Origin of the sequence: Bradyrhizobium sp. S3.2.6, from assembly GCF_040546885.1 — a bacterium.
In the GTDB taxonomy this organism is placed as follows: domain Bacteria; phylum Pseudomonadota; class Alphaproteobacteria; order Rhizobiales; family Xanthobacteraceae; genus Bradyrhizobium; species Bradyrhizobium cytisi.
Map to the genome: position 1 here is coordinate 192,495 of NZ_JBEPOS010000013.1, position 22,072 is coordinate 214,566.

Below are 22,072 nucleotides of genomic sequence, written 5' to 3' on the forward strand. Positions count from 1 at the left end.
CATGAAGCCGATCATCCGCGCCACCGCAGCATTCGCACTGACGCTGGGCCTGACCGCGAGCGCGCTGGCGCAGGCCGCTTCCATCAACGGTGAGGTCAAGAAGATCGACGAAACTGCCGGCAAGATCACACTCAAGCACGGCCCCGCCAAAGGCCTCGGCATGGACGAGCCCATGACCATGGTCTACCGCGTTAGGGATCCCGCCATGCTCAAGCAGATCAAGGTCGGTGACAAGGTGTCATTCGAAGCCGAGGAGGCCGCGTCGGGTTACACGGTGACGAAGATGGAGAAGGCGAAGTAGGGCGATCTCCTTCATGGTCATTCCGGGGCGCGCCTCTTGGCGGACCCGGAATGATGACCTGATAGTCCCGAAACACCCCCACCCCGCACTCCTGCCGCACGCTCCGTTAACCCTTTGCTAACCATACACCCGGCAAGAATTGCCCAGTGGAGTCGAGTGTCGTCAGCCGCGTAGAACGGGAGCTCCCGTGGACGCCAGTGCGGTGCCTCACTTTCGGAACGGCGGCCCATCGGCCGCCGCGCAGACGTTTGGGGCGCGCGGACGGCAGTCGCGCGGGGGAGCAGCTACCATGGTCGACGTCACCGCGGGACAGGGCGTAGGTAACGCCAAGCCCGGCATCCCCTCCCTTTCCGAGATCGTCACCATCCTCAAGCGCGGCGACATCGCGCTCGCGCTCGGCGTCCTCACCATCCTTGTGGTGCTGATCCTGCCGCTGCCGGCGATCGTTCTCGACCTGTTCCTGGCGATCTCGATCACGCTGTCGATCCTGATCCTGATGACCTCGCTGTTCATCCAGGCGCCGCTGGAATTCTCCGCCTTCCCGACCATCCTGCTGATCTCGACCATGCTGCGGCTGTCGCTCAACATGGCCTCGACCCGCCTGATCCTGTCGCATGGGCACGAGGGCACGGATGCCGCCGGTCACGTCATCGAGGCTTTCGGCAGCTTCGTGATGGGCGGCAATTTCGTCATCGGCATCATCGTCTTCGCCATCCTGATCATCGTCAACTTCGTCGTCATCACCAAGGGTTCGGGCCGTATCGCCGAAGTCGCCGCCCGCTTCCACCTCGACGCCATGCCCGGCAAGCAGATGGCGATCGACGCCGACCTGTCCGCCGGACTGATCGACGAGAAGGTCGCCAAGGAGCGCCGCAAGGCGCTGGAGGATGAGAGCGGGTTCTTCGGCGCCATGGACGGTGCCTCGAAGTTCGTCCGCGGCGACGCCATCGCCGGCCTCCTGATCGTCTTCATCAACGTCGTCGGCGGCATGATTATCGGCGTGGCGCAGCAGGGCCTGTCCTTTGCCGACGCCGGCCGCAGCTACACGCTGCTGACCGTCGGTGACGGCCTCGTCACCCAGGTCCCGGCGCTGATCGTCTCGACCGCGGCGGGCCTGCTCGTCTCCAAGGCCGGCGTCTCGGGTGCGGCCGACAAGGCGCTGATGAAGCAGTTCTCCGGCTATCCGCAGGCGCTGGCGATGTCCTCGGCGGTCATGCTGGTGCTGGCCGCGCTGCCGGGCATCCCGACCATCCCCTTCTTCCTGCTCGGCGCCGGCGCCGGTGCGCTGGCCTGGTCGGCGCGCAACCGCAACCGCGCGACCGCTAGCGCCGAGGCAGCCGCAAAGGCCGCACCCGCTGCCGGGACGCCCGGTGCCCCCGGCGCCGCGGCGGCCGAGGAGCCGATCTCGGCGGCGCTCAAGATCGACGACCTCAAGATCGAGCTTGGCTATGCGCTCTTGCCGCTGGTCAACGGCCCCGACGGCACCGACCGCCTGACAGAGCAGATCAAGGCGCTGCGCCGCTCGCTCGCGATCGAGATGGGTTTCGTGATGCCCGCAGTGCGAATCCTCGACAACGTCCAGCTCGAAGCCAACACCTACATCATCAAGATCAAGGAGGTCGACGCCGGCACCGGCAAGATCTGGCCGAACCAGTTCATGGTCATGGACCCCGGCGGCAGCCAGGTGCAGGTGCCCGGCATCCACACCACCGAGCCGACCTTCGGCCTGCCCGCGACCTGGGTCGATGCCAGTCTCAAGGAGGAGGCCTCGCTCAAGGGCTACACCGTCGTCGACGCCGCGACCGTGCTCTCGACCCATCTCACCGAGCTGCTCAAGGCCAACATGTCGGACCTGCTGTCCTATGGCGAGGTGCAGAAGCTGCTCAAGGAGCTGCCCAAGGAGCAGAGCGAGCTAGTCAAGGACATCGTGCCCGGACAGGTCACGGTCTCCGGTATCCAGCGCGTGCTCCAGCTGCTGCTCGCCGAGCGCATCTCGATCCGCGACCTCTCGACCATCCTCGAAGGCATCGCCGACTCGCTCGCCTTCTCGCGCAATCCCGCGACCATGGTCGAGCATGTCCGCGCGCGCCTCGCGCGGCAGATCTGCGCGCAGAATACGTCCTACAACGGCTATCTGCCGCTGATCGCGCTGTCGGCACGGTGGGAGCAGGCTTTTGCCGAATCCATCGTCGGCCAGGGCGAAGAGCGCAGCCTCGCGATGCAGCCCTCCAAGCTGTCCGAGTTCATGACCGGCGTGCGCGAGGCCTTCGAGCGAGCCGCCCGCGAAGGCGAGGCGCCGGTGCTGGTGACCTCCGCGGCAATTCGACCTTTCGTCCGCTCCCTGGTCGAGCGGTTCCGGGCCCAGACGACCGTGTTGTCGCAGGCCGAAATCCACCCGAGAGCGAGGCTGAAAACGGTCGGAAGCATCTGATTTGCCTTAAGAAGCCGTGTGCTTTTCAGCCACAGGCAAATGGTTTTTGAGTTTCTGGCACCTTGTCGACCAACTGCTGGCAAAGGGCCTCCCAAGCATATTACAGCTTTGAAATAATTGCGAAATCTGGCGATCAAGATCCGCCCTTGATCGCGATCGTTCACGTCGTATCACGCTCTTGTGATAGCCCCTTGGGAACGAATCCGCCCAATACTAGGTTGTTGGGCACCGGAAGCATGAACCTGCCTAACAAGGGTGGCGACTACTTCGGGTAGATGGCGGCAGGAGCCTTCCATGAACCACTCGATTTACAGCGCAGATCGCTCGACACATCTGAAGATCGTGGTCGTGGCCCTCGTCGCCGGGATCGCGGTGGCAGGGTTCGGCATCACTGCACGCACCGGTTCGGACGACGGATTGACCCAGACCGCCCGCGTCATCAAGGCCGGCAAGCCGGTTGCGATCACCAGCTCGAACGCATCGGTCGTTCGCTAAGGAGATTTGAGTTTCAGGAATTCACGCGGCTCTTTACCAGCCCCCCAAAGTCGCCACGTGGATATGTAGACGACCCCAACCCCAAGTCGACTACAGAAAGCGCCCGCCCCCCACGGGCGCTTTCTCATGTCTGGGGGTACCTCGTCATTGTGAGCGCACGCGCGCGCCACTCGCTCCTCTCTTGTCCCGGACGCGCCGCAACGCCTCTTAGCGTTGCTGCGCAGAGCCGGGACCCAGGAAGCCACATGGCTCGCTGCTGCATGGGCCCCGGCTCTGCAGCGCACCGCTGAAGTGGGCGCTGCGCTGCGTCCGGGGCACGAGAGCGCGGTGTTCGCGCACAGCTACATCAACCTCGTCATTGCGAGCGGAGCGAAGCAATCCAGAATCCCTCCGCGGCGGCAGTCTGGATTGCTTCGCTGCGCTCGCAATGACGGAGTGTGAGGCGCGGACATCGTCCTTTCAACTCGCACATCCATCGCAGACACACCTTCTCCATCGCAGACACACCTTCGCCCTCTCGCGGCTCATATCGCCCGAGCTTTGCTTCGTCGCCTTGCCCTCAATTGAAAGAGGGCGCAGGGAAGGCCGGGAGCCGGCTGGCACCCGCGGTCCACTGTGCGAAGTTACAATCAGAAAATCTGCACAGCGGCATACAGGTGAAGCCAGGACATCCCGGCCTTCCCTGCGCAGTGGTTTGACGGCTTATGTCGTGCTCTCCCCGGGGAGCGATGCGCTATTGCCCCCGTCGCCTCGCGGATGACTGATGTGAGGGCCCGGTTGGGCCCTACGCATCACCGCAAGACTTGGCGCACAGGCTCCGGGCGCCAGGACCACACGATTTTGCCGTACGCAGATCACACCGGTCGTGTGCGCGAGGTCTTCGCTCACGGTTGCCCGCCCTGCGATTGCCCTTCGCGCCGATGTGACTCACGTCCACCGCCATCCGGCCCGCGTTCGTGACGATCGCGATACGCCCCTCTTCCTTGGGCCGGAGTAGGCGATACATACGCGATTTCCGAATTTCGGTAAAGTGGAATATTTTTGGCCGCGCGGATTGACCGACGGTTTGGGTGTTTTGCCCGACGGGCAACGCAAGGGCTTGTAGATGGGCTCAAGATGTTTTGACAACGAATGGCTTTACTTGGCTAGCTCCACAACCTGATGAAGCGGGGACCTCCATGGAGCAGCGCTTTACATTCGATCAGATTGCGGAGGCATATAGGGCCTCACGCCCCGACTACCCCGAAGCTCTCGTGGATGATGTGGTTTCGTACGGCAACTTGAGGCGTGACGATTCCGTTCTCGAAGTTGGCTGCGGCACGGGGCAGGCAACGAGGAGCTTCGCGAAGCGAGATTTTCGGATTGTTGCAATCGATCCTGGCCCCGAAATGATCCGCGCTGCGCGTGAGAGCTTGGCCGGTTTTGGTAACGTCGAGCTGGTCGAGACGACACTCGAGGCGTGGCCACAAGACAAAGGGGCGTTCCGACTCATCATCGCTGCGCAGTCGTGGCACTGGGTTTCGCCGGACTTGCGGTTCGTGAAGGCCGCGAAGTTGCTTTCATCGGACGGATCATTGGCCGTCTTCGGGCATGTTCCGACCGGATGGCCCATCCCGTTGCTCGAAAGGTTCAAGGAAATATACCTGCGTCATACGGGCCGCTGGGGGCCCCCGCCGGAAGCCTGGTACCTGCCCAGCGGTCCATTCAAAGGCTGGTTTGACGAGTCGGGATTGTTTGGACCGGTGGAGCACCGCTGCTATCCGTGGAAGTGGCAGCACACAACATCAAGCTATGCCAATTTCCAGGGGACGCGCTCGGATATTCGGATGCTCACGCAAGCGGTGCGCGACGAGCTGATCAATGATATTTCCGAGGCGATCGATCGTCACGGAGGAGAATTCGAAGTGGACTACGAAACTCACCTCTACATGGCCCGCCGGATTGGTGGCGATAAGCAGATCTGGGTTCGTTGAGAGATCTGGAATTGGATCGGAAGCCGACAGTCGGCAGGAGGCACGGCAAGATCAGCTATGGGCCAATAGCAGACGATCCCCGTCTCACCCCTTCATGAAATCGTTTCCCGTGAGATTCTTTTCAGGGTGCGACCAAATCGGGTCAAATTGACCTCCGGTGTATCCAGTGAAACCCTCTAGCCACGGTAGCTTCTGCTTGACACCGTGGGTTATCGGCGTGCCTGTAATGCCAAATTGGTTGAGGGGCCAAATTCCGGAAGAGACGATTTCAATCTCCGCCCGCTTCAGCACGAGGTCCTGATTTGGAGGCTGACCGCCTGGAGGCACAAACAGAATCGCGCTTTTCGGGTCGTTCGTGTTTCGCAACCTCACTATCAGCGGCAACTGCTCCAATGGTACTTCGCGTCGACCCTCAATCGCGTTGATCCGCGGGAAGTGTTCGGGACCGAAACCGCCTTTCACCACGCCAAAGAGATTCGGGATGATGTCTTCCGGCCCAGAACGAACGCTAAGTGGCCCATCTTTGAGCAGCATAAATAGCGAGTCGCCGGGCCCAATGTCGATCGAAACGGCTTCACCTTCTACCGCAGAGTTAGTGCCTCCCCTCGAACCGAGAAACGGAATGTTCCGGCTGCAAACGACTTGAATGACACCTGAGCCGACTCGGGGTTGGCCGTTCCATTCCATTTCCGCCACAAGACGGTAACGAATCATCACGGCGGGATAAATCAGCCACCAAGCAAGGGCGACCAGGGAGATCAGGAAGATTCCACGTTTCATTCCGCGCCATCGAGAATTGAGCGATACAACTTGCTCAACCGTATTAGGCGGCATTTAAAAAGGCAAACGACAGCTGAGACTAGTCCGCTATGGGTCATTTGGCGACATCGCGGGAACGGCGCCCAAGCCGGCTCAGAGACCCGGAGCGGATGCACGGTCCGCTCAACGACGCGGCGCTCCATACGTCGGCGGCGGCGCCTGCACAGTTGGCGCAGCTGCGGCGAACAGATCTTCCTTGCTGCCGGTGAGCGGGGGATAGATGCGCTTGCGGTTGATGGTCTGCTTGGTTGCCTTGGCAGCCTGGCCGGTCGTCCGCACCTCGCGGTCCCAGCCTTCCGTGTAGAGCGCGCCCCAGTCGCCGAGATCGAGCACGGTGACATACCAGTCGATCCGCAGCGGCAGCATCGGCTGGCCGACAAGGTCGGCCACCACATTGTGGCCGGCGAACCGGCCCATGGGGCGGGCGAACTGGCAGGACATCACGGTCGGATGCAAGCCATCGACCACGCTGGAGGCGACGTCGCCGGCGGCGAAGACGCCGGGGAGATCCGCGACCCGCATGAAGGGATCGACCAGAAGGCGCCCGAGGCGGTCGCGCGCGCCCGGAAAGCTTGCGGTCAGCCGGCTCGCGCGCATGCCGGCGCACCAGATTACCGTCTGCGTTGCGATGAACTCGCCTGAGCTCAAGCGAACGCCAGCAGCTTCGATCGACGCGACGCGCACCCCGAGCCGCACTTCGACATCGAGCGACGACAGCGCCGTCTCGATGACGGGACGCGCCTGCGCGCCGATCGTGGCACCGACCGCGGAATTGGAATCGACCAGGATAATACGACGACTGCCGGTGATGCCCGCGCGCACCAGCCGGTCAGGCAATTCGGCGGCAACCTCGATGCCGGTGAAGCCGGCGCCCACCACCACGATTGTCGATCGTGCCGGCGACGGCGGGCTGCGCCCGAGCGAGATCAGGTGATCCTGGAGGCGAAGCGCCGAAGCATAAGTATCGACGTCGAACGCATGCTCCGCCAGGCCCGGAATGTCCGGTCGCATCACTTCGCTGCCGAGTGCGAGCACGAGGCGATCATAGCTCAGCGTGTCCACGCCGCTGCTCGTGACCAGCGAGATCTGGCGCCGCGACGGATCGACGGCCGTGACCTCGCCGATACCGTGCGTGACGCCGATCGGATCGAGCAGTTGCGGAAGCGGCAGCGCGACCTCGCTGAGGTCGACCTCGTAATTGCGCACGCGGATGTTGTGGTAGGGATTGCGGTCGACAACGCGGATCTCGATGTCGCGGCCGGCGGCACCAATCTCGTCGCGCATGCGCGCGGCACCGATGGCCGCCCACAGACCCGCAAACCCGGCGCCGAGCACGACGATACGCGCCATGTGCGTTGACTTCGCTGTTCCAGGGAATCCGACGATCTGCCCCGCGCAGACAGATATAGCTCATTCGTCCGGATCGACCAACTGCGGCCGCGTCGCGCCGCTGCACAAAATCGGGCCTCAGGCCTCGCGCAGTTCCGACGGCGTCGCGCCAAATCGCTTGCGGAAGGCGCGGTTGAAATAGGACAGGTCGGCGAAGCCCGAGGAATGCGCGATGTCGCTGATCTTGCGCGTCCGCGCGCGGGGATCGCCGAGCCATTTTCGCGCGAGCAGCAGGCGCTGCTCGAGCACGAATTCGGTGAAGGTGGTGCCGGCCTGCTCGAACAGCCGCTGCGCCTGGCGCGGGCTGAGCCCCGAGCGGGTGGCGACCTCGGACAGGCAGAGATCGTTGCGGCCGAGTGCGGCCATCACATCGGCGCGCATGAGATCGAGACGGGCCGCCGCATGGCCGCGACCGCGCGCGAGCGCCGCGTGCTCGGCATCGGTGCCAAGCAGCAGGCCGACGAGATCGACCATGTGCTGCGCGGTCAGGCGCTGGCCGACGGCGTCGAGATGCGGTGCCTGATGGGCAGCGAGCGCGTGATAGCGGAAGATGGTCTCGGCGACCGCACCATCCGACAGCACCTGCGACAGCTTCTCCTCGGCGCGCGGATTGATGTCGAGCAGCGCGCGGCGCGGCATGCGGATGGTGGCGAAGCGGTTCTCGTCGGTGTGACCGACGCTGCCGGTGATGCCCATATCGGCAAGCGTCATCTGCGCCGGCGCGAGCTCGACGGTGTGGCCGTTCTGCCGGACGTTGACGAGGCCGGCATGCGCGGCGATCAGCACGAGATCGTCGCTGCCGTCGGCGAGACCGCTCTGCGTGCGCGAATAGTGCGCGGAGGACCCCTCGGGAATGGCGAGCGCAATATTATCGACCACGCTGATCTGCAGCCGGCAATCGATGCTGTCGCCCTGGCTCGGTCCGATCTCGAGGCCACAGGACCCCAAGGCCCTGTCGCGCCAATGCTCGAATGCCGGCCCCTGCGGCAGGCCTGCATATTGGTGAATAAAGACGCCCGGCGGCTTGGCTGCATCCATCTGATTTCTAGCCCCTTTCCGGCACCATGATCGGCGGTGCCGACTGCAAATTCCGGGCATTTGACGCCGGGACATGCATGGAGGTTCAAATCACAGACGGATTCAGCGAGACTTGTCGAATTGCGACGGCGAAATGGACCGCAGCGACAATTATGCGCCCTTGTGGCGACTACTTCTTCGCCGGCAACTGCGGCTGGGACGGCGGCACGGTCTCAATCAGCTTGCCGGAAAACACCGGCGCCGAGGTCGGCTGGCCGTTGGGCGAGCCGCCCGGCTGCTCGACCGTGACGGCATAGGTTGCGCCATTGACGACATCGGCATCGTAGCCGGCGAGCACCGGGCGTGCCGTGAAGTCGCCGCTGCCGATCACGCCCAGCGAACGCGGGCGCGGCAACCTGTCGGAGATCAGCCAGAGCTCAAAACTCTTGCCCGGCTCCGGCGTCGCGCCGACCTTGCGCACCGTGAAGTTCTTGGTCGCCCCGTCAATGGTGAGGATGAAGGCGGGGCCGCCGCTCTGGCCCTGCAACAGCGCGACATATTGCGCGGGCGAAGATAGCGGCGCGGCCGGTGTCTTGAGCTCGACCGTCTGGATACGCGGTGCGGGCCGCAGCGCGCCCGGCAGCGCATCGGGCAGGAAGATCTGAAGCGACAGCGTCACCAGCAATGCGGCCGCAAGCGCACCCACGGCGGAGGCGATCGTGCGCCAGCGCTTCACGCGGCCCTCGAGATGGATCACGTTGCTGCCATCGACGACCGGCGCCTGCGTCACCGGTGCGACGCTCGGATCGGGCGCATGGGTCTGCGGCACGAACTGCGGCGGGAAAATCGGAACGGCATCGGAATTGGATTCCGGCGACGGCACGTCCAGCGACGGAGGCTCCGGCGTCGGCGGACCTGTCGTTGAAGACTCTGTCGCTGAAGGCTCTGTCGTCGAAGATTCGGGCGATGAAGGCTCCGGTGAATAGAACTCCGGCAGTGGCGGCGCTGCCTCGGGCGAATCCTGCGACGATAGCGTCCGCGCGATCTCGCGCCGGATGTTCTCCCACACGATCGGCCGCGGCTCGATCGTGCCGACCATCTGGTTGAGGACGCCGAGCCGGAATTCCCACGACTGCACCAAGGCGGCGAACTCCTGGTCCACCGCCATCATGGTCGCGACCTGCGCGCGCTCGTCGGCATCAAGTGTGCCGAGCGCATATTCCGCGGCGAGCACGATATGGTCCTCGCTATAGGCCATCACTTTCCTTCAGCTCTCCCGAAAGGAGAGGTGAAACAAGAACGCTGCGTCGGCATATGCACTCTCATCATCCACTAAAGTCCGAGGCACTCCCGGATATCCAACATGCTGCGCCGGAGCCACGTCTTCACCGTGTTGACGGGCGCGGCGAATTTCTCCGCCAATTGCTCGCGGCTCCAGCCGTTGTAATAGGCGAGAAGCACGAGCCGCTGACGGTCCGGCTCGAGGCGGCCAATACATTCCAGCAGCCGCTTCAACTCCTCGGACATCTCCCGGCGCGCCAGGGGATCGGGACTGTCGGCGGCGACGTCCATCGCCTGCGGCTCCTCCTCGATGGAGGCCTCCGTCTTCTTGCGCACGATATCGATGGCGCGGTTGCGCGCGATCGACGCCATCCACGTGATCGGCGATGACAGCGTCGGATTGAACCGGCCGGCGCTGTTCCATATCTTGACGTAGGTCTCCTGAATGACCTCCTCTGCGAGATCCTGCCGGCGCAAGATACGGAGCACGACGCCATAGAGTTTCGCGCGCGTGGCGCCGTAGAGGCGCTCGAACGCGGCCTGGTCGCGCTTCGCCACCGCCTCGATCAGCCCGACCAGCTCTGCTGGCGTCAGCATTCAGCCCCCCAACGCTCAAGGCCCCGCCGCATCCGCGCGGACCCCGGCACTCCGCTACCATAGCGCGCGGCCAAGCCGGTCACCAAGAGCCGGTGCGCCACGCTGTGGACAGCACACGCAAAAACCCGGACCTTGCGGGTCCGGGCTCGCAAATTCTCTGGCGATCTTGACCGCTGGCGGCGTCTTCAGGCAACGGCGCCGATGCGAGAGCGCATCAGGCCGATGCTGTCGAGATCGGCCTGCTCGCGGGCGTTTTCTTCGGCGCGCTCGCGGGCCTGGTCGCGCTCGTCCAGGAGCTCGACCTTCTTCAGCTCCTCGAACGCCTCACCGAGCGCGGCCTTGGCCTCCTCGAGCTGGCCCCTCAACTCGTCGGCCGAGCGGGTCAGGTTCTCGCGGCGCTGGATGGCAGCCTTGGCATAGGTCGGATAGGCGAAATGCGCGGGATCGTTGATCCCGGCGCGATCCTGCTCGGTCTGGATCTCGCGATCCAGATCGGTCGACATCCGCTGGAAGTCGGCGATCATGGACTCGATCTGGGCGACCCGGCGGCGCTTCTCATCGACCTGAAACTTCTTCAGGCGGATGAGGGTATCACGTGACTTCATCGACTCGTACTCCCCAGAAGTCCCTTGGCTGCACGTGGGACGATACCAGTCTCCCCACAGACCCGATTGGGGCCAAGACCGGCTCTGCTACTCTGTGGATCGGATGATGACGGGACAAAGTTAGCGTTCCGTTTCCAAATTGCCGAGGATTTGCGCCAACTGGCGGTAGCCATCGGCCAGCGAGGCATTTTCGTCCTTGCCCTGGCGCAGGAAAGCCTCCAGCGGCTCGTGCAGGCGGATCGCCTCGTCGACCTCGGGGCTGGAGCCGGCCCGGTAGGCGCCGAGCCGGATCAGCTCCTCCATGTCGGCATAGGTGGCCATCACCGCCCGCGCCTTCTGGATGGTCGGCCAGAACTGCGGATCGGCCGATTTCGGCATGGTGCGGGAGACCGACCTGAGGATGTTGATGGCGGGATAGCGGCCGCGCTCCGCGATCGAGCGCTGCATCACGATGTGGCCGTCGAGGATGCCGCGGACGGCGTCGGCGATCGGCTCGTTGTGATCGTCGCCGTCGACCAGCACCGTGAAGATCGCGGTGATCGCGCCCTCGCCGAGCCCCGGTCCGGCGCGCTCAAGAAGCTTCGGCAGCTCGGTGAAGACGGTCGGCGTGTAGCCCTTGGCGGTCGGCGGCTCGCCGGCGGACAGCCCGATCTCGCGCTGGGCCATGGCGAAACGCGTCACCGAGTCCATCAGGCAGAGAACGTCCTGGCCCTCGTCGCGAAAATATTCGGCGACCGCGAGTGTCAGGTACGCGGCCTGCCGCCGCATCAGCGCCGGCTCGTCCGAGGTCGCGACCACCACGACGGAGCGCGCCAGGCCCTCCTCGCCGAGGTCGTCCTGCAAGAATTCCTGCACCTCGCGGCCGCGTTCGCCGATCAGCCCGATGACGCTGACCGCGGCATCGACGTTGCGCGCGAGCATCGAGAGCAGCACGGATTTGCCGACGCCGGAACCCGCGAAGATGCCCATGCGCTGGCCGCGGCAGCAGGTGAGGAAGGTGTTCATCGCGCGCACGCCGAGATCGAGCGGCGCGCCGACGCGCTTGCGCGAATGCGCCGGCGGCGGCGAATTGCGATACGGCACCGGGGAAGCACCTTGCGGCAATGGTCCCTTGCCGTCGATCGGTTCGCCCAGCGCATTGACGACGCGGCCGAGCCAGGCCGACGACGGGCGCACCTGATTGGCGGCATTGGCGATGACGGCCTTGCAGCCGCGACGCACGCCGTCGAGGCCGGCGAACGGCATCACGACCGCGTTGTTGCCGGAGAAGCCGATCACCTCGCAGGGAATGGATCGGTTGGCGCCGGTCTCGATCACGAGCCGCGCACCGACCGACATCGCGTGGATCGGACCGGCGACCTCGACCATGAGGCCGCGCACGCCGACCACACGGCCATAGATATTGACGCCGTCGATATCGCCGATCTGCTCGGCAAGAGCTTTCATGGGGCAGCCTTCATGGAGCAGCCTTCATAAGAGGGCCTTCATAGGGGACGCGCCTTCATGATCGGGGCCTTCATGGCGAAACCCTTAAGTTTCGCCATATTTCTGAACGGCGCTTAACCTCGTGTTTACCCGCATCGTTAATCATTGCGTCACTGTCTTTGTGACTGAGCACGACTCCCCTTCAGAAGAAGGCTGAGTCGTGGGAGTCGGTTAGGCCCGTCTCTTAAAGTGGAACTTGAACGGAGCGGAGTAACAAAAGCTGCTTCCTACGCAAGACCTTAGGGCGATTCGAGAAAAATTGCACCAAGGGGACTTGCGTTCCAGAATCAGGATTTGTTAACCATCTGTCGTCAGGATCCGAATCAGTTGTTCAAAGGCGTTTAGTTGAGTGCCGCGAATGCGGCCGACCTGACGCCCAGGAGCGGCGACTATGGGGAACTGGCATGCGCGTTTTGCTGATTGAAGATGACAGCGCCGTCGCGCAGTCGATCGAGCTGATGCTGAAGTCTGAGAGCTTCAATGTCTACACGACCGATTTGGGGGAAGAAGGCGTCGATCTCGGAAAATTATACGATTACGACATTATCCTTCTCGACCTCAACCTGCCCGACATGTCCGGCTACGACGTGCTCAAGCAGCTTCGGGTCTCCAAGATCAAGACGCCGATCCTGATCCTCTCCGGCCTCGCCGGCATCGAGGACAAGGTCAAGGGTCTCGGCGTCGGCGCCGACGACTACATGACCAAACCGTTCCACAAGGACGAGCTGGTTGCCCGCATCCACGCGATCGTGCGCCGCTCCAAGGGTCACGCCCAGTCGGTCATCCAGACCGGCGACCTCGTCGTCAACCTCGACACCAAGACGGTCGAAGTCGGTGGCCAGCGCGTGCACCTGACCGGCAAGGAATACCAGATGCTGGAGCTGCTCTCGCTCCGCAAGGGCACGACCCTCACCAAGGAAATGTTCCTCAACCACCTCTATGGCGGCATGGACGAGCCCGAGCTGAAGATCATCGACGTCTTCATCTGCAAGCTCCGCAAGAAGCTCGCCAACGCTTCCGAGGGACGCAACTTCATCGAGACCGTGTGGGGCCGCGGCTACGTGCTGCGCGAGCCGCACGAGGTCGAAGAGCGCATTCCGGCCTGATCAGTTTACGTCGCGAGCCCCTTCGGGGCTTGCTCCTCCCAGCCTGGACCCCGCCGCAAATGGCGGGGTTTTGTTTTTGGGGCTTCGTCAGGCGCTCACCAGCGAGGCGGTGGCGAGAGGCGCGCTCCTGACCCGGACGCGTGCGGCCGCCTCGCGTAGCCAGGCAATCAACGCGTAGCCGATGATGAATCCGAACGCGAAGGTCGGGAGCACGAAGGACCAGAAGAACGCCCAGCCGGAGACGTTGTCGACGACCTCCATGACCGGCATCGGGCTGACCTGGTGGATGGCCAGCAGCACCCACAGCAGCACCGTCATGCCGCCACCGAAGACAAGGCCGTCGCGCATCCGTCGTGTCTTGCGCGACCGCCTGCCCCAGGTCGAATCCTGCACCAGCAGCGCCGCCATCGCCGCGATCCCCCAAGGAAAGGTCAAAAGCGGCAGTTCGTGCAGGACCACGTCGAGATAGGGCTTTTGCGGAAACTGGTAGAAGTCGAAGGCGGCCTGAATCGGGAAAAGGATCAGGGCACTCCAGAGACCGATGGTGAGAATGAATCCGACCGGCAGCCGGCCGAAGATGGTCTCGTTCGCAAACGCGTATTGCCGCTTGAAATAATAGACCAGCCAGAAGTTCACGATCAGGTACAGCGGCGTCATCAGCAGCGTCCGCATCATGCCGACATATTGGTCTCCAGGCATGTGGACGACCTTGCCGGACCCGAGCAGCCACGCCAGGCACCAGACGAAGGCGAAGGCCGCCACGACCGCCACGACCTTGACGATACCGGGTGGGGCCGGCTCCAGCACGAAGCCGATTGCCCCTAACCTTTTTCTGCTGCGGGCAAAGGTCCATTCGCCGGCGAGCGCGGCGCGCGCCGCGAACAGCAGGAGATTGTTGAGCAGGGAATCCATGTCCTTGCGCAGATCCTCCAGCATGCATCCCGCCGCGGTCTGGGCGGCCAGCTGAAGCTGGCTGACCGCGCTATGGCGGGTCGAGAGCTGATCGAGCGCCTGCCAGTCGTCCGGCTCGACCTGGCTGTCCTCCATGATCGCACCGTAGATCTCGGCGCTGCTCTTGAGCACGCGGACGGTGCGGAAGCACAGAGAGTCGTAGACCGCGAGCAGCTCGGCATAGAGATCGGAATTGCGCTCCATGAAGGCATCATGCTCGGCGGCCCAGCGCTCGAGATGGAGCATCAGCGCCGAGATCTTGAGGAAGCGCGACTGGATCGCGGTCGATTGCGTGGCGCGGAAATCATCGACCTGATAGCCGACCCTGGAGAGCTTGCGCTGGAGGCTCTGCATATCGTCCGGGGCGACCTGGAACGGCGACGCGGCCAGCGCGTCGCGCAGCGCGAACGCCCTGACGGGAATGCCGGCCAGCTCCTGGCAGAATTTCCGCCACGCCTTCGGCGCGACCGGAATGAGCCAGGCGAACATCAGAAGCCAGACCGCGGCGAGCGGCGACAGCTTATCGGGAAGAAAAGCGTAGATCACCAGGAACGGCGTGATGAAGACGGCGAGGCCGAACAAGAACAGCGGCCGCGTCGTGAACGAGCGGGTCCCCTTCATCGTGTGAAACCTGAACCAGTAGAACAGCACGACCAGAAGCGGTCCGCCGAAGGACTCGAGGATCGCATTCAGGGGGTCTACGACATCAGCAAGCGGCACGATGAACTCCTATTGCTAGGGTTCGTTGTTGAAAGGCGCGCCGGACACCGCGGCGTCCGGCGGTCGCGTGAGAGTCACGCAGCCTGGGCGAACATCTTGGCCTTCTGGACCAGGAGATCGATATTGTCCGGAGCCAGCGCAATCGCGCTGTCCATATCGTTCTGGGCCTTCGCGACGTCCTTGATCTGGGCATAGGCGTTGGCCCGGGACACCAGATATTTCGGCTCGTTCTCGTTGGTCGCGATTGCCGTGCCGAAGGCCTTGATGGCCTCCTCGAGATAGCCACGCTTGTCGTCGATGCCGGCGGCCGTCATGCTGACGATGCCCCTGATCCAGTAGAATTCCGGGTTCTTCGGCTTGAGCTTGATCGCTTCGGTGATGTCGTTGAGCGCATTTTCGTAAAGTCCGACGGTCACGTTGAAATTGGCGCGGCGCACGAAATATTCGGGCTTCGCCGGATCAAGCTTCAGCATGTAGGCGAAGCTCGCGGCGGCTTTCGGAATCTGCTTCTGCTTGTGTTGAAGCGTGCCGAGATCGAAATAGACTTTTGCGAGCCGAACCGAAAGTTCGCCGTCATCCGCGAGCAGGCCGTGCAGCTCCTGCCCGCGCCGGGTCAGCTCCTCCAGCGCCTCGATCGTGGCGGGACCGGCGGCGAGTGCTTCCATGAATTCGTCGCGCCGCTGCCGCAGCATGTCCTTAGAGAGGCGCGCGGCCTCGGCCGGGGTCGGCAGCGGCTGCGGCGCTTCGACGTCAAAGATTCGGCCGTCGGACGAGCGCATATAGAGGACCGGGATTCCCCATTCGACGCGGGACTTCTCCTGGATGAATTTGCGCGCAAGTGTCACCGCATCGTCGATCGAACGATTGCCGGCAAGTGCCGCGTAAAACCCCTCCGACATCGAAATCGCGGCGCTGTCGGTGATCGGAAACTGCATCGCCACCACGGCGGGCAGCCATCCCGTCTTCATCAACCCGATCGCAGGATTGCCGAAGCGATCGCCGACATTGATCCGGGCGCTCTCGCAGCAATTGAGCATGATCAGGCGCATGCTCCGTTTTGCCCCCGTCAGCATCATCGCAAGATCGGAGGCGAACTTCTTCACCGGCCTGCCGTCCTCGTCGACCATGACGACGAAGCCGCTCGCGCCCGCCCCGGGCGAGGCTTCCTCGACCCCGCCATGCCCGATGAAATGGAAGATGTGCCATTCGCCCTCCAACAGCTTCTTCATCAGGTCTCTTCCGCTCCCGCCCGGGACCCACTGGAAATCGACCTTGCCTTCGTGCTGGAGGGAATCGATGCCCTTGTTGATGCGGTCGCGCTCCTTGACGACATTGAGCTTCGGCCATTCGCTGGTCGATGGGTCGGCGATCATGCCGAGAATGCGCAGTGGCCCTTTGACGCCCATCCGGCCCACGCTGCCGGCGGTTTCGAGATAGCGCACGATCGGCCGCGTCAAGCTGACGAAACCGGGCATGTCGTCTTCGTCGTAGAGATATTCCCACGGCAGTCCGGCAAGATCGGCCGCCTCGATCCGCAGCTTGATCCTCAGATCCTGGGCTGCGCCCTTGCTGCGCTCGTAGATCCGCTGGATCGAGGGCACGTCGGTGAAGACGCTGCGGAACACGCCGCGCCCGAAATCCCGCAGCACCTGTTCGCCACGCGTCGTCGGGCCCTGCCGATTTTTGTCGTCGATTTCCAGCACGGCGTTTTCCAGCTCGCCGCGCAACTTGGCCAATTCGCCGGGCGCAGAGAACCAGAACTTCACCTGTGCCTTCGGCGCCTCACCCGCCGGCGACCTGACGACACGACCGTAATATTGCTGAGGGCCGCCACCCACGGGCAGATCGGAGCCGATCTCGAGCTCGAAATCTTCGTATTCGGCAACAGGCATTTTGCGCCTCACTCAACAAGATTTTGATCTGAACGAAGAAGCCCTCGAATGTGCGTGGCCGATCGCAATCAGGACGACCGTGAAAACAATGCGCGAGACTATCACATGCAACCTCGAGACGCATTTGTGAAGCATGTCTCATGCGGCCCGATATTTCGTGCAGTGCCGGGCCGTACCACAGGGCCGGCTTGTTTCTGGGGATCGAACCTGTTCGACCGATGCGGCGACTAAGCGATCGTGCCAGAATTCACGGCGCCAACGTTGGACCTCCCCATGATCCTGCAATCGCTCGCCGGCCTGCCCGCCTTCCTGGTCTATTTTTGCACCGGGCTAATCGCGATAGTGGCATATCTCTTCGTTTACACGCGGATCACGCCGCACAACGAGTTTCAGCTGATCCGCGACAACGATCCAGCGGCTGCGATTGCGCTCGGCCTCAGCCTGCTCGGCTTCGTGGCGCCGCTGTTCAGCGCGATCGCGCATTCGGCCAACGTGCTGGACTGCCTGATCTGGGCTGCAATCGCGCTGATCGTGCAAGTTGCCGTGTTTTACATCGTGAAAATCCCGGTGCCGAACCTGTCGGGGCGGATCGCCGCCGGCGAGCTGGCGCCCGCGATCTGGCTCGGCCTGTCCTCGCTCGCCGCGGGCCTCCTGAACGCCGCCTGCATGATCTACTGATATGGCAACGAAGCCTCCGACCAAGGATTTCGGCAAGCGCAGGCCCGAACCCGCGCCGCCGGCCCCGCGCGAGCCGGTGAAACGCTCGGGCCATGTCGCGCTGCTGGTGATGGGGACGATCGCGGCCGGCACCACGGCCTACACGCTGATGCCGCACCGAAGCTGCGATCCCACGCCTCCCCGGGCGACAGTCCCCGGGGCGGCAGTCTCCGGGGCGTCAGTCCCCGGGCCGTCAGTCCCTGGGGCGGCGGCGCCGACGCAGACGACGAACTGCAGCAGCAGCTCGTCAGGCGGCACCTCGCACTGGTCCTCGCGGTCGGGTTTCTACAGCAGCGACTCCTCGAGCCATTCCTCGTCAGGGACGTCGTCCGATTCCGGCTCCGGTGGCGTCACGCGCGGCGGCTTCGGCTCGTTTGCGCATGGCTTCTCGGGCGGCGGCTGACACATGCAACGCATCATTTGTCCCGAGCGCGACGACTGGCAACAGACCGCCAAGCAATGCGGCTTCGCCTTCCACACCATCGACGGCGAGCGTTATTGGGACGAGCGCGCCTATTATGCCTTCACGCTCGACGAGATCGAGCGCTCGATCGAAACGCCGACCGGCGAGATCGATGCGATGTGCCTGGAGCTCGCCGGTCACGTGATCGGCGACGAACGCCATCTGCGGCGGCTCAAAATTCCGGAAGCGTTCTGGGATCTGATCGCGGAAAGCTGGGACCGAGACGACCGCAGCCTCTACGGCCGGCTCGACCTGAAATTCGACGGCCACGGCCCGGCAAAGCTGCTCGAATACAATGCGGACACGCCGACCTCGATCTTCGAGGCTGCGGTGTTTCAATGGACCTGGCTCGAGCAGGCGATCGAGCGGCGCATCGTTCCCGCCCGCGCCGACCAGTTCAACTCCATTCACGAGCGGCTGATCGAGGCGTGGAAAGCGATCGGCGCGGGCGGGCATCTGCATCTCACAGGCACGACTGGCAACGAAGAGGACGCGGGCACGCTCGCTTATCTCGAAGACACCGCGCGCCAGGCAGGCCTCTCGACCACGCTGCTCGACATCGAGGAGATCGGCTGGCGCGATGAGGCCGGCGGCTTCGTCGATCTCGACGACCGCGACATCGAGCTGGTCTTCAAGCTCTACCCCTGGGAATGGATGTTCCACGACGCTTTCGGTGCAAAGCTCGCCGGCGCTCCGACGCGCTGGATCGAGCCGCCATGGAAGGCGGTGCTCTCCAACAAGGGCATCCTGCCGCTGCTCTGGGAGATGTTTCCGAACCATCCCAATCTGCTGCCGGCCTTCTTCGAGGACGATCCACGTGCAGCCGAGCTCGGCAGCTCCTACGTCCGCAAGCCCCTGCTGTCGCGCGAAGGCGCCAATGTCACGCTGGTGTCGGGCGGAATGTCACTCGATGAGCACGCCGGCCCCTACGGCGCCGAAGGATTCGTGCGCCAGGCGCTGTCACCCCTGCCGAATTTTTCGGGCGTCTATCCCGTGGTGGGAAGCTGGCTGGTGAACCACGAGCCATGCGGGCTTTCGATCCGCGAAGACGAGAGCCCGATCACGGGCAACGGCTCGCGGTTTTTGCCGCATGCGATCTTGTAGATCACCTTGCCGCGGCGACCTTCAGCGGTTGCGGCATCAGTCCCCCCATCGCCCGGCCGGAGCGCGCCGGGTTGAGCTGGTAGAGGCCGCGGCGGTCGGAGATCGGACGGAATGCGTCGGTGATGCCGACGACGGATTCGGCGGCGCCGAGCAACAGCGTGCCGTCCGCTTCCAGGCCCTTCGCCATGCGCTCGAAGATCACGGCCTTGGTGTCCTGGTCGAAATAGATCAGCACGTTGCGGCAGAAGATCACGTCGAACGTGCCGAGATGGGAGAAGTCCTGCAACAGATTGAGCTGGCGGAACTGCACCATCGCGCGAATATCGGCATTGAGCTGCCAGACCTCGTTGGACTGAGTGAAGTATTTCATCAGGAGCTGGATCGGCAGGCCGCGCTGCACCTCGAACTGGCTGTAGACGCCAGCCTTGGATTTCTCCAGCACCTCCTGCGACAGGTCGGTGGCGACGATCTCGATGCGCCAGCCCGCGAGCGCGGTGCCCATCTCCTTCAGGCACATCGCGATCGAATAGGGCTCCTGCCCCGTCGACGAAGCCGCCGACCAGATGCGCAACGATTTGCGCGCGGCACGCGCCTGGATCAGGCCGGGCATGATGCTGTCGCGCAGATGATCGAACGGGATCTTGTCGCGAAAGAAGAAGGTCTCGTTGGTGGTCATGGCCTCGACCACGTCGGTCGCAAGCCGGCCATCGCCGTTCCTGATCTTGAGCACGAGATCGGGGATGCCTGATAGGCTTGCCTTGCGGGCCAGCGGCAGCAGCCGACTCTCGACCAGATACTGCTTGTCGGGCGAGAGATCGAGACCGGAGCGCTCTTTCAGGAACTTGCGCAGATACTCGTAGTCCGCAGGCGTCACGAGCGATCTCCCGCGAACAGGCGGTTGACCTTGGCGCCGATCTGGTTGAGCGGCAGGATCGCCGCGCAGATGCCGGCATGGGCAGCCGCACCGGGCATGCCCCATACCACGCTGGAGGCTTCATCCTGCGCGATCACGCTGCCACCGGCAGCGACGATGTCCTTGCCGCCGCGCATGCCGTCCGAGCCCATGCCCGTCAGGATCACGGAGAGGATGTTGCCGTGCCAGATGTCGATGGCGGAGGTGAAGAGCGGGTCAACCGCGGGCTTGCAGAAATTGACCGCGGGGCCGTCGTCGAGCGCGATCGCCACGTCCGCGCCGCTGCGCACCACGCGCATGTGCTTGCCGCCGGGCGCGAGATAGATGCGCCCCGGCTTCACCGGCTCGCCATCGACCGCCTCGGCTGCCGGCCGTCGGCTCGAACGCGCAAGGTGCTCGGCGAGAATGGTGGTGAAGGTCGGCGGCATGTGCTGGGTGATCAGCACCGGAACGCGGTCGATCACCGGGCCGAGCTCGGTGACCAGCGCCATCAGCGCCTGGGGGCCACCGGTCGAAGAGCCGATCAGCAGCACCTTTGGCATCTGGGTCGAGAACGGACGCGTGGTGACCGGGCCTGGCGACAGGGCATGCACGGCCGGAGCCGGTACTGGCGAGGCAGGCCGCGCAATCGGTCCGCGCGCGGCCGGAGCCGGGCTCGCCGGCGCCAGCGGCGGGCTTGAGACCGCAGGCTTCCTGCGCAACCGCGCGCCGAGATGACGGATCTTCTGGATCAGATCGTGATGGAAGATGTCCGCGGCGGACGTCTCGCGTGTCGATTCCGGTTTCGGAATGTAGTCGGCCGCGCCGAGCGACAGCGCCTTGAAGCTGATCTCCGCGTTGCGGCGGGTCAGCGTCGAGGCCATGATGATGACGAGATCGCGCTTCTTCGCCAAGAGCTGCGGCAGCGCCGAGATGCCGTCGAGCTCGGGCATTTCGATGTCGAGCACGGCAACGTCGGGGCTGATGCGTTCGATCTGGTTGACCGCCTCGAGCCCGGTGCGCAGCGAGGCAGCGACCTCCATATCGTGCTCGGCACCGATCCAGCGCGAGATCAGACCGCGAATGACGACGGAGTCGTCGACGATCATCACTCGCAGCGGTCCCGCTTCGCGCGACGAGCCCGTGACCGAATTACCTGCGAACGCAATACTCATTACTCACCAACTCAGACTGAAACGGTTTAGTTGAAAACGCCGAAGGAGCCGTTCAGCCTCCGGTGTTCGCTCAGATCAAGCCGACTTCCTGGAACTTCGCCGTCACGATGTCCTTGTCGAACGGCTTCATGATGTACTCGTTGGCACCGGCGTGCAGCGCGCGCGCAATATGGGCGACGTCGTTCTCGGTGGTGCAGAACACCACCTTGGGCTGGTCGCCGCCGGGCATGCGGCGCAGATGGCCGAGGAATTCGTAGCCATCCATCACCGGCATGTTCCAGTCGAGCAGCACGGCGTCGGGCAACCCGCGCTTGCAGGCCTCGAGCGCCTTCTCACCGTCCTCGGCTTCGAGAATCTGGAAGTCGAGGCCTTCCAAGATCCGGCGCGCAACCTTGCGGATGACGCTGGAATCATCAACGACGAGACACGTTCTCATGTGAACCTCTGCTTCTGATCCCCTTTGCGGGGGAACTTCCAATTGCGAGTACGTCGGCGGCGCTGCCGCCGTATCAGGCCGCCATCATCTCGGGCGCGAGCTCGAGGACACGATCGACGTCGAGGACGACCATGAGCTGGCCGTCGAGACGGTGGACACCGCCGGCGAGCTTGGCCATGCGGGGGTCGAGGTTGACGGGGTTGTCTTCCTTGCCGTCCTCGGA

The 22,072-nt window shown here is 63.8% G+C and carries 20 protein-coding genes and 1 pseudogene; 8 read left to right on the plus strand and 13 right to left on the minus strand.

Translation table 11 applies throughout. The features are described 5' to 3' along the window. The first annotated feature begins 1 nt into the window (after position 1). The 4 genes from ABID58_RS22955 to ABID58_RS22970 all read left to right on the plus strand — a co-directional run bounded on the left by ABID58_RS22955 (position 2) and on the right by ABID58_RS22970 (position 5,200). Entirely contained in the window at positions 2-301 is a 300-nt protein-coding gene (locus ABID58_RS22955) for a copper-binding protein (RefSeq protein WP_354034829.1), read from the plus strand. Between the two features lie 289 nt (positions 302-590). Continuing rightward, positions 591-2,732: a flagellar biosynthesis protein FlhA gene (gene flhA, locus ABID58_RS22960; RefSeq protein ID WP_354034831.1), complete on the plus strand. Its 2,142-nt coding sequence runs from the start codon at positions 591-593 to the stop codon at positions 2,730-2,732. 294 nt (positions 2,733-3,026) lie between these two features. Beyond that, the gene (locus tag ABID58_RS22965; protein WP_148753290.1) at positions 3,027-3,227 is read left to right on the plus strand and encodes a hypothetical protein; all 201 of its coding nucleotides are present in this window, start codon (positions 3,027-3,029) and stop codon (positions 3,225-3,227) included. Positions 3,228-4,405: 1,178 nt separating this feature from the next. Beyond that, positions 4,406-5,200 (plus strand): class I SAM-dependent methyltransferase, encoded by a 795-nt coding sequence (locus tag ABID58_RS22970; protein ID WP_354034833.1) that lies wholly within the window; start codon positions 4,406-4,408, stop codon positions 5,198-5,200. An 84-nt stretch (positions 5,201-5,284) separates the two neighbouring features. Here ABID58_RS22970 and ABID58_RS22975 read toward each other — a convergent pair whose 3' ends face one another. From ABID58_RS22975 to fliI, 7 genes are all read right to left on the minus strand, one after another. Beyond that, complete coding sequence (locus tag ABID58_RS22975; RefSeq protein WP_354034834.1) at positions 5,285-5,980, minus strand: hypothetical protein; 696 nt, start codon at positions 5,978-5,980, stop codon at positions 5,285-5,287. Between the two features lie 162 nt (positions 5,981-6,142). Further along, positions 6,143-7,369, minus strand: coding sequence for an NAD(P)/FAD-dependent oxidoreductase (locus ABID58_RS22980; RefSeq protein WP_354034836.1), 1,227 nt, complete (start codon positions 7,367-7,369; stop codon positions 6,143-6,145). A 117-nt stretch (positions 7,370-7,486) separates the two neighbouring features. Then, complete coding sequence (locus ABID58_RS22985; protein WP_354034838.1) at positions 7,487-8,446, minus strand: helix-turn-helix transcriptional regulator; 960 nt, start codon at positions 8,444-8,446, stop codon at positions 7,487-7,489. 169 nt (positions 8,447-8,615) lie between these two features. Beyond that, a complete protein-coding gene (locus ABID58_RS22990) occupies positions 8,616-9,683 on the minus strand; it encodes an anti-sigma factor (protein ID WP_354034840.1) in 1,068 nt (355 codons plus the stop codon). A 74-nt stretch (positions 9,684-9,757) separates the two neighbouring features. Beyond that, positions 9,758-10,303, minus strand: a complete 546-nt coding sequence (locus tag ABID58_RS22995; RefSeq protein ID WP_148753284.1) for a sigma-70 family RNA polymerase sigma factor — start codon at positions 10,301-10,303, stop codon at positions 9,758-9,760. A 185-nt stretch (positions 10,304-10,488) separates the two neighbouring features. Further along, positions 10,489-10,908 carry a flagellar export protein FliJ gene (gene fliJ / locus ABID58_RS23000; protein ID WP_027532755.1) on the minus strand — a complete coding sequence of 140 codons (420 nt, stop codon included), beginning with the start codon at positions 10,906-10,908 and terminating at the stop codon, positions 10,489-10,491. 120 nt (positions 10,909-11,028) lie between these two features. Further along, positions 11,029-12,354 (minus strand): flagellar protein export ATPase FliI, encoded by a 1,326-nt coding sequence (fliI, locus tag ABID58_RS23005; RefSeq protein WP_354034842.1) that lies wholly within the window; start codon positions 12,352-12,354, stop codon positions 11,029-11,031. A gap of 443 nt (positions 12,355-12,797) precedes the next feature. Between fliI and ctrA the strand changes: the two genes are divergently transcribed. Next, positions 12,798-13,499 (plus strand): response regulator transcription factor CtrA, encoded by a 702-nt coding sequence (ctrA, locus tag ABID58_RS23010; protein ID WP_007600544.1) that lies wholly within the window; start codon positions 12,798-12,800, stop codon positions 13,497-13,499. Positions 13,500-13,586: 87 nt separating this feature from the next. Here the strand turns inward: ctrA and ABID58_RS23015 are convergent, their stop codons facing one another. Together ABID58_RS23015 and ABID58_RS23020 are read right to left on the minus strand one after the other, a co-directional pair. Continuing rightward, a complete protein-coding gene (locus ABID58_RS23015) occupies positions 13,587-15,170 on the minus strand; it encodes a hypothetical protein (RefSeq protein WP_354034844.1) in 1,584 nt (527 codons plus the stop codon). Between the two features lie 74 nt (positions 15,171-15,244). Further along, positions 15,245-17,062 (minus strand): CHAT domain-containing tetratricopeptide repeat protein, encoded by a 1,818-nt coding sequence (locus ABID58_RS23020; RefSeq protein ID WP_354034846.1) that lies wholly within the window; start codon positions 17,060-17,062, stop codon positions 15,245-15,247. Positions 17,063-17,335: 273 nt separating this feature from the next. On the opposite strand from ABID58_RS23020, the gene ABID58_RS23025 reads away from it, so the two are divergent. From ABID58_RS23025 to ABID58_RS23035, 3 genes are read left to right on the plus strand one after another with little or no spacing between them, the layout of a single operon-like run. After that, positions 17,336-17,740 (plus strand): DUF350 domain-containing protein, encoded by a 405-nt coding sequence (locus tag ABID58_RS23025; RefSeq protein ID WP_128968112.1) that lies wholly within the window; start codon positions 17,336-17,338, stop codon positions 17,738-17,740. Position 17,741: 1 nt separating this feature from the next. Then, positions 17,742-18,182 (plus strand): hypothetical protein, encoded by a 441-nt coding sequence (locus ABID58_RS23030; RefSeq protein ID WP_354034847.1) that lies wholly within the window; start codon positions 17,742-17,744, stop codon positions 18,180-18,182. Positions 18,183-18,185: 3 nt separating this feature from the next. Further along, the gene (locus tag ABID58_RS23035) at positions 18,186-19,346 is read left to right on the plus strand and encodes a glutathionylspermidine synthase family protein (protein ID WP_354034848.1); all 1,161 of its coding nucleotides are present in this window, start codon (positions 18,186-18,188) and stop codon (positions 19,344-19,346) included. Position 19,347: 1 nt separating this feature from the next. Here ABID58_RS23035 and ABID58_RS23040 read toward each other — a convergent pair whose 3' ends face one another. From ABID58_RS23040 to ABID58_RS23055, 4 genes and pseudogenes are all read right to left on the minus strand, one after another. Next, positions 19,348-20,220, minus strand: coding sequence for a CheR family methyltransferase (locus ABID58_RS23040; RefSeq protein ID WP_354034850.1), 873 nt, complete (start codon positions 20,218-20,220; stop codon positions 19,348-19,350). Beyond that, positions 20,217-21,413 (minus strand): protein-glutamate methylesterase/protein-glutamine glutaminase, encoded by a 1,197-nt coding sequence (locus tag ABID58_RS23045; RefSeq protein ID WP_354034852.1) that lies wholly within the window; start codon positions 21,411-21,413, stop codon positions 20,217-20,219. Before ABID58_RS23045 ends, ABID58_RS23040 begins: the two co-directional genes overlap by 4 nt. Positions 21,414-21,483: 70 nt before the next feature. Further along, positions 21,484-21,849 (minus strand): response regulator, encoded by a 366-nt coding sequence (locus tag ABID58_RS23050; RefSeq protein WP_007600538.1) that lies wholly within the window; start codon positions 21,847-21,849, stop codon positions 21,484-21,486. A 73-nt stretch (positions 21,850-21,922) separates the two neighbouring features. Next, a pseudogene (locus ABID58_RS23055) lies at positions 21,923-22,072 on the minus strand (chemotaxis protein CheW); the annotation flags it as partial.

Bases quoted from the DNA above. Each gene is read 5' to 3' on its own strand.
- ABID58_RS23025 (WP_128968112.1), top strand. From the start codon at position 17,336: ATGATCCTGCAATCGCTCGCCGGCCTGCCCGCCTTCCTGGTCTATTTT.
- ABID58_RS22980 (WP_354034836.1), bottom strand. From the start codon at position 7,369: ATGGCGCGTATCGTCGTGCTCGGCGCCGGGTTTGCGGGTCTGTGGGCG.
- ABID58_RS23035 (WP_354034848.1), top strand. From the start codon at position 18,186: ATGCAACGCATCATTTGTCCCGAGCGCGACGACTGGCAACAGACCGCC.
- fliJ (WP_027532755.1), bottom strand. From the start codon at position 10,908: ATGAAGTCACGTGATACCCTCATCCGCCTGAAGAAGTTTCAGGTCGAT.
- ABID58_RS22985 (WP_354034838.1), bottom strand. From the start codon at position 8,446: ATGGATGCAGCCAAGCCGCCGGGCGTCTTTATTCACCAATATGCAGGC.
- ABID58_RS22975 (WP_354034834.1), bottom strand. From the start codon at position 5,980: ATGAAACGTGGAATCTTCCTGATCTCCCTGGTCGCCCTTGCTTGGTGG.
- fliI (WP_354034842.1), bottom strand. From the start codon at position 12,354: ATGAAAGCTCTTGCCGAGCAGATCGGCGATATCGACGGCGTCAATATC.
- ABID58_RS23050 (WP_007600538.1), bottom strand. From the start codon at position 21,849: ATGAGAACGTGTCTCGTCGTTGATGATTCCAGCGTCATCCGCAAGGTT.
- ABID58_RS23030 (WP_354034847.1), top strand. From the start codon at position 17,742: ATGGCAACGAAGCCTCCGACCAAGGATTTCGGCAAGCGCAGGCCCGAA.
- ABID58_RS22990 (WP_354034840.1), bottom strand. From the start codon at position 9,683: ATGGCCTATAGCGAGGACCATATCGTGCTCGCCGCGGAATATGCGCTC.
- flhA (WP_354034831.1), top strand. From the start codon at position 591: ATGGTCGACGTCACCGCGGGACAGGGCGTAGGTAACGCCAAGCCCGGC.
- ABID58_RS22995 (WP_148753284.1), bottom strand. From the start codon at position 10,303: ATGCTGACGCCAGCAGAGCTGGTCGGGCTGATCGAGGCGGTGGCGAAG.
- ctrA (WP_007600544.1), top strand. From the start codon at position 12,798: ATGCGCGTTTTGCTGATTGAAGATGACAGCGCCGTCGCGCAGTCGATC.
- ABID58_RS23045 (WP_354034852.1), bottom strand. From the start codon at position 21,413: ATGAGTATTGCGTTCGCAGGTAATTCGGTCACGGGCTCGTCGCGCGAA.
- ABID58_RS22970 (WP_354034833.1), top strand. From the start codon at position 4,406: ATGGAGCAGCGCTTTACATTCGATCAGATTGCGGAGGCATATAGGGCC.
- ABID58_RS22965 (WP_148753290.1), top strand. From the start codon at position 3,027: ATGAACCACTCGATTTACAGCGCAGATCGCTCGACACATCTGAAGATC.
- ABID58_RS22955 (WP_354034829.1), top strand. From the start codon at position 2: ATGAAGCCGATCATCCGCGCCACCGCAGCATTCGCACTGACGCTGGGC.
- ABID58_RS23020 (WP_354034846.1), bottom strand. From the start codon at position 17,062: ATGCCTGTTGCCGAATACGAAGATTTCGAGCTCGAGATCGGCTCCGAT.